Origin of the sequence: Methylopila sp. Yamaguchi (assembly GCF_002897035.1) — a bacterium.
In the GTDB taxonomy this organism is placed as follows: Bacteria; Pseudomonadota; Alphaproteobacteria; order Rhizobiales; family Methylopilaceae; genus Methylopila.
The window spans coordinates 18,858-28,599 of the sequence record NZ_BAUX01000026.1; the positions used below are offsets into that span (position 1 = coordinate 18,858).

The 9,742-nt window shown below is 66.8% G+C and carries 11 protein-coding genes; 4 read left to right on the forward strand and 7 right to left on the reverse strand.

The genetic code is table 11. From position 1 onward, the window contains the following. Window positions 1-12 precede the first annotated feature (12 nt). From METY_RS20130 to solA, 4 genes are all read right to left on the reverse strand, one after another. Complete coding sequence (locus METY_RS20130; RefSeq protein WP_103123176.1) at window positions 13-861, reverse strand: amino acid ABC transporter permease; 849 nt, start codon at window positions 859-861, stop codon at window positions 13-15. After that, window positions 858-1,604 carry an amino acid ABC transporter permease gene (locus METY_RS20135; RefSeq protein ID WP_103123177.1) on the reverse strand — a complete coding sequence of 249 codons (747 nt, stop codon included), beginning with the start codon at window positions 1,602-1,604 and terminating at the stop codon, window positions 858-860. The genes METY_RS20130 and METY_RS20135 overlap by 4 nt, the downstream gene beginning before the upstream one ends. 98 nt (window positions 1,605-1,702) lie before the next feature. Then, a complete protein-coding gene (locus METY_RS20140; protein WP_103123178.1) occupies window positions 1,703-2,512 on the reverse strand; it encodes a transporter substrate-binding domain-containing protein in 810 nt (269 codons plus the stop codon). Between the two features lie 106 nt (window positions 2,513-2,618). Next, window positions 2,619-3,824 (reverse strand): N-methyl-L-tryptophan oxidase, encoded by a 1,206-nt coding sequence (solA, locus tag METY_RS20145; protein WP_103123179.1) that lies wholly within the window; start codon window positions 3,822-3,824, stop codon window positions 2,619-2,621. A 96-nt stretch (window positions 3,825-3,920) separates the two neighbouring features. On the opposite strand from solA, the gene METY_RS20150 reads away from it, so the two are divergent. Next, window positions 3,921-4,886 (forward strand): LysR family transcriptional regulator, encoded by a 966-nt coding sequence (locus METY_RS20150; RefSeq protein WP_103123180.1) that lies wholly within the window; start codon window positions 3,921-3,923, stop codon window positions 4,884-4,886. A gap of 162 nt (window positions 4,887-5,048) precedes the next feature. Here METY_RS20150 and METY_RS21160 read toward each other — a convergent pair whose 3' ends face one another. From METY_RS21160 to METY_RS20160, 3 genes are all read right to left on the reverse strand, one after another. After that, window positions 5,049-5,207 (reverse strand): hypothetical protein, encoded by a 159-nt coding sequence (locus METY_RS21160; protein ID WP_160147396.1) that lies wholly within the window; start codon window positions 5,205-5,207, stop codon window positions 5,049-5,051. 406 nt (window positions 5,208-5,613) lie between these two features. Beyond that, window positions 5,614-5,832: a hypothetical protein gene (locus METY_RS20155; RefSeq protein WP_103123181.1), complete on the reverse strand. Its 219-nt coding sequence runs from the start codon at window positions 5,830-5,832 to the stop codon at window positions 5,614-5,616. Between the two features lie 386 nt (window positions 5,833-6,218). Beyond that, on the reverse strand, window positions 6,219-6,818 hold the full coding sequence (locus METY_RS20160; protein ID WP_103123182.1) for a TetR/AcrR family transcriptional regulator: 600 nt from the start codon (window positions 6,816-6,818) through the stop codon (window positions 6,219-6,221). 192 nt (window positions 6,819-7,010) lie between these two features. On the opposite strand from METY_RS20160, the gene METY_RS20165 reads away from it, so the two are divergent. The 3 genes from METY_RS20165 to METY_RS20175 all read left to right on the forward strand — a co-directional run. Next, window positions 7,011-8,093, forward strand: coding sequence for a putative urea ABC transporter substrate-binding protein (locus tag METY_RS20165; RefSeq protein ID WP_103123183.1), 1,083 nt, complete (start codon window positions 7,011-7,013; stop codon window positions 8,091-8,093). Between the two features lie 25 nt (window positions 8,094-8,118). Further along, window positions 8,119-8,937, forward strand: a complete 819-nt coding sequence (locus tag METY_RS20170; RefSeq protein ID WP_103123184.1) for an ABC transporter permease — start codon at window positions 8,119-8,121, stop codon at window positions 8,935-8,937. Window positions 8,938-8,941: 4 nt separating this feature from the next. Further along, window positions 8,942-9,742 (forward strand): ABC transporter ATP-binding protein (locus METY_RS20175; RefSeq protein WP_103123185.1); only part of this gene is annotated, 801 nt, incomplete at its 3' end.

A 9,742-nucleotide genomic window follows, 5' to 3' on the forward strand; every position in this document is an offset into this window, starting at 1 on the left:
GGACTGAGGCTTTCAGCGGATCTGGAACCGACGCTCGAGCCGGGCGGTGAACCGGTCGATCGGGTAGCAGTAGAGGAAGAAGCAGAGCAGGGCGAAGCCGTAGAGCGGGGCGAACAGCTCGGGCCGGCCGCCCTCCGCGGTGTGCACCTGCGCGGTCAGCGTCAGCATCTCGGACACGCCGACGATCGAGGCCTGCACCGTCGCCATCGCGACCAGCGCGTAGAGGTTCATCCACGGCGGCAGCATGCGCTTCACGCATTGCGGCAGGATGATCCGCCACATGATCTGACGCGGCGTGAAGGCGAGAGAGTCGGCCGCCTCCCACTGCGTCGAAGGCACGGAGCGCACCGCGCCGCGGACGATCTCCGCGACGTTCGCCATGACGGGAAGCGAGAAGCCCACCGTCGCCTTGGCCCAGTCGGGCAGGGGAATGCGCACGCCGAAGATCGTGACCTGGAACGGCACCAGGAACATCACGAAGAACAACAGCACCAGCCATGGCGCGTTCCGGAAGAATTGCGTCAGCGCCCAGGCGACGCGGGAGAGCAGCGGGTTCTGCGCCAGCATGGCGAGGCCGAGTCCCAGCCCCGCCGCCGTGCCGAGCGCCATGGCGACCATCGAGATCAGGATGTTGAACACGAAGCCGCTGAGCAGCAGCGGCGCCCACTTCACGATGACCTCGAGCGGCGAGAGCTGGGCGGCCCCCGACTGCGCCCAGGCCGTCCCCGCCAGAAGGGCGAGCCCCGCGCCGAACAGCGCGGCGTGGACCGGCGCGAGCCGCGGCGCCGACAGGCGCGTGGTCTCGATCTTGAACGGCAGCAGCACGGCCAAGGGCGCGCCCGTCTTCGGCTCGGCGCTCATCGGCCGTAACCCGGGATGCGCAGCGCCTTCTCCCAGCGGTGCATGATCCAGACGAGCACGCCGACCAGCACGCCGTAGGTGGCGAACAGCACCAGCATCATCTCCATCACGTTCTGCGATTCCGACCAGATCTGCTTCACCGCGTAGAGCGTTTCGGGCACCGCGATCGCGTAGGCGAGGGTGGTGGTCTTGAGCAGATTGACGAGGTTGTTGTTGAGCGCCGGCAGGCACACCCGCAGCGCGAGCGGCAGGATGATGAAGAGGTAGGCGCGGATCCGCGTGTAGCCGAGGGCTTCCGCGGCCTCCACCGTCGTCTTCGGCACAGCTTCGATGCCGGACCGGAAGATCTCGACGTTGAAGGCGCCCGCGAACAGGGACAACGCGATGACGGCCCATTGCAGGTTGTCGATGATCGGCTGGCGCAGGCCGAATTGGTCCTGGCCGGCCGGCAGCACCGCGCCCACGCCGAAGTAGAAGAAGAAGATCTGGACCAGCGGCGGCGTGTTGCGGAAGACCACCACGAAGGCGTTGACGGCCCCGCGGACGATGCGCGACGGAGCGCTCTGCAGGAGAGCGCCAACTGCGCCGATGACGAGGCTGAGTAGGATGGTCACGACCGCCAGCACCAGCGTCGTCTTCAGCCCGTTGACGTAGCGGTTCCAGTCGTAGGCGTCGTAGAAAACCGTGAAGTTGAGGCCCGTCGTCTCGTAGAGGTTCTGGAACCAGGCCGGTATGACGTCCATTGCGCGATCCGGTTGCGGGCCCGCCGTCGCGCGCCGCGTTCGTTACGTCAGGAACGGAGCGCGGCCGGGCTCTTGCGAGACGCCGGCCGCGCGGCCGATCAGTTGGTCGCGCTCTTCATCTTCTCGTGCATCGCTTTGGAGTATTCGGTCGGCTCGATGCCGTACTTCTTCTCCTCGGCGACGATGAAGCCGGTCTTCATCCAGTCCTTGGTGGTCTCCTCGAGCAGGGTCTTGAGGCTGTCGTTGCCGAGCGCCACCGCCATGATCCACGGCGCGTCAAGCACGCCCTTCAGCGGCATCTCGAAGTCGGTGCTCCACTCGGCGTCCAGCAGGCGGCCCTGGATGAAGGTCTGGTCGTAGACGTAGCCGACGCAGTTGCCCTGCTTCAGCGCGAACAGGGGCTTCTCCGAGCCGTCGAACGCGACGATCTCGGGGCCGTAGGTGCGCGCGATGTCCTTGTTGTACCAGGCGCCGGATGTGGCGCAGAGCGGCTTGCCCTTGAGCTCGTTCCAGTCCTTCACGCCGGCCTTCTTCGGCAGCAGCACGTTGACGAAGTCCGAGTAGTACTGCGGGTCGATCGCCTGCACGACCTTCCGGCGCTCGGGCTTGTCGGACATGGTGGCGATCAGCATGTCGACCTTGCCCTGCTGCAGGAACTCGATCCGGTTCGACGAAACCACCGGCACCAGCTCCAGCTTCACGCCGAGGCGCTTGGCGACGTCGGCCGCCAGATCCGGCTCGATGCCGACGACCGCGCCGCTCGGATCGCGGAAGCCGAAGGGCTTGTAGTCCGCCTTCACGCCGACGATGAGCGTGCCGCGCTGCTTGATGGCGTCGACGCCGTCGGCGGCCTGCGCGGCGAACGGCGCGATCGCCGCGGCGATGATGAGTGCGAGGGTCTTGCGCATGGAAGCGGGCCTTTGTGCGGAAGCTTGGGCGAAGGGCCCCGGGGGACACGGTCGTCGCGAGGGAACGATCGTGCGGGGGATGAGCAATTGGCGTGCCATGCTGCGGTTAGCTGTCGAAGCGAGCAAGCGAAAACGGCGTGAGATCGAAAGCGCTCGGCGCGCCGACCACCGCTTCCGCGACCGCCTGCCCGATGCCTGCGGAATGCTTGAAGCCGTGCCCGGAGCAGGCGGACACCACCATCACGCGGTCCTGGCTGGGATGCCGATCGATGATGAAACCGTTGTCAGGCGTGACCGTGTAGAGGCACGCCGCGGCGTTGGCGACCTCGGTCGTCACGCCCGCGAGACGGCCGGCGACGTGGGTCCTGTGCATCGCCGCCGACTCGGCCGCCGCGACCGTGCGGTCGATCTTATCCGCCGTCGTGGCCACGCCGTACTGCTCGGTCGCGACCTTCAGGCGATCGTCGCCGGGCAGGGGAGGGAAGCCGTAGAGATAATCCTCGTCTCCCGATCCGTGCATCCAGATGAACACGGGCGCGCCGAGGCCGTAGTCGGCCGGCCGATCGAGACGAAACCAGTGCAGGACCTGACGGTTGACCGTCAGCAGGCGATCGAACGGCGCGCCGAGGAGCGGAGCGGTCCACCCCCCGGCGGACACGATCACCTGATCGGCGAGCACGTCGCCGCCGGGCGTGCTGACGCGGACCACGTCGCCTTCCTGCCGGATCGAGGTCACCTCGGTGTCAAGACGGGTCCGCGCCCCGAGCGCGACGGCGCGCGTCAGCTGCGCGGCGATGCAGCGCTCCGGACGCACATAGCCGCCGCCGGGCTCGAAGTAGACCTTCTCGTCGCCTGCGAGGCCTTCGAACTGTGGGAACCGGCGGCGCGCCGCCGCGCCGTCCAACACCTCGTGGGGGATGCCGAACTCTTCCGCGGTCGCGATCGATCGAGCCACGAAATCAGGTTTGCCGTGGTGCGAGGACTCGCCTGAACCCGGGGCGATCACCAGCACGCCGCACTCTTCGAGCAGTGTCTCGCCGGTTTCCGCCTCCAGCTCGCGCCAGATGCGGTGCGAGGCCAGAACGAGCGGCGCGTACGCCGCGCCTTCGCCGACGGCCTGGCGGGTGATGCGCGTCTCGCCATGGCTTGAGCCCAGCGTGTGGGGCGGCGCGAATCGATCGACGCCGATCACGTCGGCTCCGAGTTTCGCGAGCTGATACAGCGCAGCCGCGCCCATTGCGCCGAGGCCGACGACGGCGACCTGCGCGCGTTCTGACGATGCGGAGAAGGGGGATGCATAAATATCGGTCATGCCCTCAAACGACCATGACGAAGCGCGACGGGGCAATCATGAAGAGCCCCCTGAAGTGAAACTACCGTAAAGCATTCGCCCAGCTTATGATGGGTCATGCTCGACTTCGACCTGAAGACCCTGCAGCTCGTTGCGGCGATCGCCGAAACCGGCAGCGTCACCTCCGCCGCCGAACGGGCCGGCGTCACGCAGTCCGCCGCCTCGCAGGCGTTGCGCCGCGCCGAGGCGCTGATCGGGGCGCCGTTGTTCGACCGAGGCCGGCGGCCGCTTACGCCCACCGCTGTGGGCCGCATGGTCGCGAGCCGCGCTCACGACCTCGCGCGGGACGCAGCGTCGTTGCTGGCGGACGCTCGCGCTGCGGCCGAACTCCCCGGCCGGATCGACCTCCGGATTGGGCTGGTGGATTCGCTGGCTGGCACCATCGGCGCCCGCATCGTGAAGGAACTCGCGGACGGCGCCCTGGCCCTTAGCGTCACCGCGTGGTCGGGCCTCGCGCATTCGCATGCGGAGGCTCTGATGCGGCGGGAGATCGACGCCGCGCTGACCTGCGATCCGATGGAGGGGCTCGCGGACATGGAGCGGATTCTGCTGTTCCGGGAGCCCTATGTGCTCATCGCGCCCCGAGGCGCTGCGGACGAGCTTCCCTCGCTGACGCTGCGGGAGGTGTTGGAGAGCCGTCGGCTGGTGCGCCACAGCGCCCGCTCCCACGCCGGACGGCAGGTGGAGCGCCACCTCGAGCGGATCGGTCTGAGGCCGCCGCGCGCGTTCGAGTTCGACACCTCAGACGCTCTGGTCGCCATGGTCGCGACCGGCATGGGCGTCGCGATCACCACGCCGCTCTGCCTGCTGCAGGGGCTGGCCCACGCCGCGGCGGTCGTCGCGCTTCCTCTTCCTGGGCCCGGCTTCTCGCGCGACCTGTTGCTGACGATGCGGCGGGGCGATCTCGAGGCTTTGGCGCCGCGCATCGCCGAGGTGGCGAGGGAGGTGGCGCGCTCCCATGCCTTGCCGCAGATCAGCGTCATGGTCCCCTGGCTCACCTCGGAGAACCTGGCGCTTAGCTGAGCGGTCCCGATACGGCCGGGCGCGCCCTGCACGCGGCTCTCAGGCCTTTGGCGCGACGCTGGCGGGCCTAACCTCGCGCGGACAATAAAAAACGGCGTCGTGAGAGACGCCGTTTTTCCGATGCGAAGCGGCGGCGAGGTCTGCCGCCGCGAGGCCGTTCGTTCAGCCCAGCATCTCGGCGACGATCACACGCATTTCAGCGCGGGACAGGCCGCAGGGCTCGGGAGCCCAAGTCGCCGCGGAAGTCGCGGTGGTCGGGGCCGCATGAACGCGGCGATGGTTGCGCTCGTTGGCGCGAAGAGTTTTCGTGGTCTTTTTCATTGTTTTCCTATGGCCGCTGAAGCTTTTAAGTCAGCGCCCAACTGCAGAACAGAGTACGGCGCTGCAATGAGCGACGCCTGTTCGATGTATGAGAGTGTCGGGCGACCGGCGTATGACAAACGCTTTCGCGTTCGAGGCCTGGACGCTCCGATGAAGCTCATATGACATGCGGCTGAGCAGAATTCAAGCCGCCGCCGGCAGTGATCGACGATGTTCGCGCCTGGCGCGTATATTACGTAAAGCCCGATGCGGCTGAGGCGGCGACGACGACGTGTCGAGGTCGTTCGCGATCTGCCTCCCGCTCGGTCGGCGCCGGAGGGAATGGGGCAGGTCCCACGCGCTCGACGAGATTACCGCTCCCACAAAGCAGGGCCAAGCAGCGATCCCACGTCAGCGGCGTGAGCAGCTAGCCGCAACCGCGTGCGTTCGATCCTCTTGGATCGACTGAGGCGGATTTGATCTCTTCCCGAAGCTGCGCGATTTCCTTCACCAAGTGAGCGGCCTCCGCGTTGAGGTCGTGCGCTTCCTGCTCATTCTCAGTGTTCGCTCCGACATAACGGACGTAGGCGAGGCGGCTTTGGGCGCGGTCCAACTTGCCGCGCAAATCCTCAACGGCGTGGTTCATGAGGCCTTGCATCACTGGGGAGGGACGAGGTCGGATTGCAGCGAACCGTGACAGTCAAACTGTCACAATTTCGCGGTTTATCGTCAATTGATAAATAGCGGCAGACGCGTCGTTTTCGTTCTCCGGCAGGCGTGAGGGATCAAAGATGTCTGGGACCCTCAGGCTCACGGATCGCTTCGAAGGGGGCTTCGGTTCGGTTTCGCGTTGCGCCCACGCGCCTGGCCGTAGGCACGAACCTTCGACAGGCCGATCCGCGCCGGCCCCGGGCGTTCTTGGCGATCGGCGGAGACGATAATGGCGCCCCCTAAGCTAGCCGTTGTGGTCCGGATGAGGCTGACAGACCTGGTGGTTTCGCGCGCGGCCGTTTGGCGGGCGCCGCTGCGCCGTCAGGGATCGAGCAAAGTCGCGACCAGGCTTTTCAGGTCCGCGACGTCGCTGGCGATGCGGTTGTCGCCGCGGCTCGACGACGCGTAGAAGATTCCGTCGAGCTGCAGGCTGATGATCCGGGCCGTCCTCGCGACCTCCACCGTCTTGAATTGGCCAGCCGCGATTCCGCGACCGATGCAGTCCTCCAGAAGACCCTGCTCGAAGGCGTAGAACTGCGCTATGAGCGCGCCGGCCCCCGTCCTGTCGTCCCGCGACGCCGAGTGGTCCGACATCAGCTGCGTCATGCGCGTGACCGTCTGGGCGATCGACAGGTGCATGTCGAGCCAGGACATGATCTCCGCGCGCGGCGTGGCGGCGTTCGCCCGGGCCTTGGCGTAGCCGTCATGGAGCTGCTCGATCGCGTGGCCGAGCGCGCGCCGGAACAGATCCTCCTTGCTGTCGAAGTAGTGGTAGATCAGCGCCTGGTTGATGCCGCAGGCGCCGGCCAAGTCACGCATCGTGACGTTGGAGTAGTGCCGCTCGGCGAACAGCTTCAGCGCCTCGTCCAGGATCGCCTCGGTCCGTTCCGCCGGCGCCAGCCGTCGGCGCGTCCCGCCCACGCGCGGCTGTCCTCCGCTGGTCGCCGTGCGCGCAGCCTGCGCCTTTCTCACGGGCGCCCCCTTCGAAACTGAGCGGCTGTCGTCACGCTAGGGCGCCTCAATTTTGCGCTGCACAATCGGTGCGTTCCGGGTCACATTAAACGCTCGTTTAATAGCGCCGTCGAGCGCGGCGCGATGATCGGGAGCCGACCCATGAAGCGGATTGCGCGGTGCGTTGCGGCGGCCATGGCGGTCGGTCTGGCGTGGTTGGCGGTCTCCGGCGCGCCGGCCGAGGCGGCTGCCAAGAAGACATTCAAGATCGGCTACGTGGTCTATGTCGGCTTCATGCCCCTCAACTGGATGCAGTCCTCGGGAATGATGAAGAAGTGGTCGGACAAGTACGGCGTGGACGTGCAGCTGGTCCAGATCAACGACTATGTCGCGGGCGTCAACCAGTTCATCGCGGGCGATCTCGACGCTGTCGCCATGACCAACATGGACCAGCTGGTCATGCCCGCCGCCGGCGGCGTCGACAGCTCGCTGTTCCTGATCACCGACTACTCCAACGGCAACGACGCCATCGTCTCGAAGACCGCGAAGTCGGTGAAGGAGCTCGACGGGAAGGAGCTTCACCTTCTGCAGTACAGCGTCTCGCATTATCTGCTGAACCGGGCGCTGATCCTGAACGGCATGAAGCTGTCCTCGGTCAAGACCACCAACATTTCGGACGCCGAGATCACCGCCGCCTTCCTGACCCAGCCGGCGATGGAGCATGCGGTCGCCTGGAAGCCGATGGTGCCGGACATGGTCAAGGGCGCGAAGGGATCCGAGATCATCTTCGACAGCTCGAAGATCCCGGGCGAGATCATGGACGTCTTCGTCGCCAAGACGCAGACGCTCAAGGACAGTCCCGAGTTTGGGAAGGCCTTCACCGGCGCCTGGTACGAGACGCTCGCCAAGCTAAACGCCGGCGGCGCCGAGGCCGAACCGATCCGGACCGTGATGGCGGCCTCCCTCGGGACCGACGAGGCGGGCCTCAAGACCCAGATCGACACGACCCATTTCTTCTCCACTCCCCAGGAAGCCGCCGACTTCCTGACCGCGCCCAAGACGAAGGAAATCTGGGACTATGTCCGCACCTTCTGCTTCGAGCAGGGGCTCTACGGGCAGGGCGCCGACAGCGTCGACACCATCGGCATCCAGCATCCTGACGGCTCCGTCATGGGATCGGCGAAGAACGTGAAGATCCGCATCGATCCGAGCTTCACGAAGCTCGCCGCCGAAGGAAAGCTCTGAGCGGTCGGCGGCGAGGCGGACGGCGATGCGCCGCATCATCAACTACTTGCCGTCGCCGGGCGTCGCCCTGGCTCTCGGGGCGGCGCCCTTTCTGGCGGTTGGCCTGGGCTATCTCGCGGCCTCCGACGCGCGGCTCGCGGTCGACGCCGCCGACAAGCTGATGCCGGGCTTCGCCTCGTTCTACGCGCAGGTGAGCCGCCTGATGACGCGGAGCGATCCTGTCGTCGGCATGCCGCTGTTCTGGTTCGACACCTGGTGCAGCATGGCGCGGCTGCTCGCGGGAATTGGCGTTTCGGCGCTGATCGGCATCGTCTGCGGAATCCTGATCGGCTTCATCCCCTGGCTGCGCGCGACCTTCGAGCCGCTGATCTTTGCGCTCTCGCTGATCCCGCCGCTCGCCGTTTTGCCGATCCTGTTCATCGCCTTCGGACTCGGCGAGACGTCGAAGCTGGTGCTGATCGTCTTCGGCATCGCGCCCTTCATCGTGCGCGACGTGGCGCTGTTGGTCACCGCGATCCCGCGCGAGCAGATCATCAAGGCGCAGACGCTCGGCGCGTCGACCTGGCAGATGATCGTCGATGTCGTGCTGCCGCAGGCGCTCCCGCGGCTGATCGAGTCGGTGAGGCTTTCGCTCGGCGCGGCTTGGCTGTTCGTGATCGCGGCGGAGGCGATTACGGCCGAGGGCGGGCTCGGCTACCGGATCTTCCTCGTCCGCCGCTATCTCGCGATGGACGTGATCCTGCCTTACGTCGTCTGGATCACGCTGCTCGCTTTCCTGCTCGACTACGCGCTGAGGAAGCTTTCCGCAGCCGCCTTCCCCTGGACCCGGATCCGGGAGGCGTGAGGCCATGACCGAGATCCGCTTCGAGAAGGTTTGGAAGGAATACGGCTCCGCCATCGTGCTCGAAAATGTCGATCTTGAGCTCTCCGACCAGGAGTTTCTGGTCGTGATCGGCCCGAGCGGCGTCGGCAAGACCACGCTGCTGCGCCTGCTGCTCGCCCAGGAGCGCCCCACCCGGGGCCGCATCCTGCTCGATGGCGAGGAGATCGCGACCGAGCCGACCGCAGATCGCGGCGTGGTGTTTCAGCGCTATTCGGTGTTCCCGCACAAGACCGTGCTTGCGAACGTCATGCTCGGTCCGCAATGGGCGGGCTCGCCGCTGCTCGGGCGGCTGTTCGGCGCGCGCAAACGGGCGCTGCGGGAGCGGGCCATGGCGCTGCTCGAGCGCGTCGGCCTCGCCGAGCACGCGACGAAATACCCGGCGCAGCTGTCGGGAGGCATGCAGCAGCGGCTCGCGCTCGCGCAGGCGCTGATCAACAAGCCGAAGGTGCTGCTGCTGGACGAACCTTTCGGCGCGCTCGACCCCGGATCGCGGCGGGCGATGCATGTGCTCGTCCGCGAGCTCTGGGAAGAGCAGGCGATGACGATCGTGATGGTGACCCACGACCTGATGGAGGCGTTCCATCTCGGCACCCGGGTGATCGCGATCGACAAGCCCCGCCGCGATCCGCAGGCGCCCGAACGCTACGGCGCGACCATCACGTCGGACTTCTGCGCCAAGCCCCGCATCGTGCGCGACAGCTTCCGCTTCGAGGCCGCGCGCCTGCGCGCCGCCGCGGAGCGCGGGGCGGACGCGCCGCGTCTTAGC

Coding starts and splice junctions, on each gene's coding strand:
- METY_RS20130 (WP_103123176.1), bottom strand. CDS start 861: ATGAGCGCCGAGCCGAAGACGGGCGCGCCCTTGGCCGTGCTGCTGCCG.
- METY_RS20135 (WP_103123177.1), bottom strand. CDS start 1,604: ATGGACGTCATACCGGCCTGGTTCCAGAACCTCTACGAGACGACGGGC.
- METY_RS20140 (WP_103123178.1), bottom strand. CDS start 2,512: ATGCGCAAGACCCTCGCACTCATCATCGCCGCGGCGATCGCGCCGTTC.
- solA (WP_103123179.1), bottom strand. CDS start 3,824: ATGACCGATATTTATGCATCCCCCTTCTCCGCATCGTCAGAACGCGCG.
- METY_RS20150 (WP_103123180.1), top strand. CDS start 3,921: ATGCTCGACTTCGACCTGAAGACCCTGCAGCTCGTTGCGGCGATCGCC.
- METY_RS21160 (WP_160147396.1), bottom strand. CDS start 5,207: ATGAAAAAGACCACGAAAACTCTTCGCGCCAACGAGCGCAACCATCGC.
- METY_RS20155 (WP_103123181.1), bottom strand. CDS start 5,832: ATGAACCACGCCGTTGAGGATTTGCGCGGCAAGTTGGACCGCGCCCAA.
- METY_RS20165 (WP_103123183.1), top strand. CDS start 7,011: ATGAAGCGGATTGCGCGGTGCGTTGCGGCGGCCATGGCGGTCGGTCTG.
- METY_RS20170 (WP_103123184.1), top strand. CDS start 8,119: ATGCGCCGCATCATCAACTACTTGCCGTCGCCGGGCGTCGCCCTGGCT.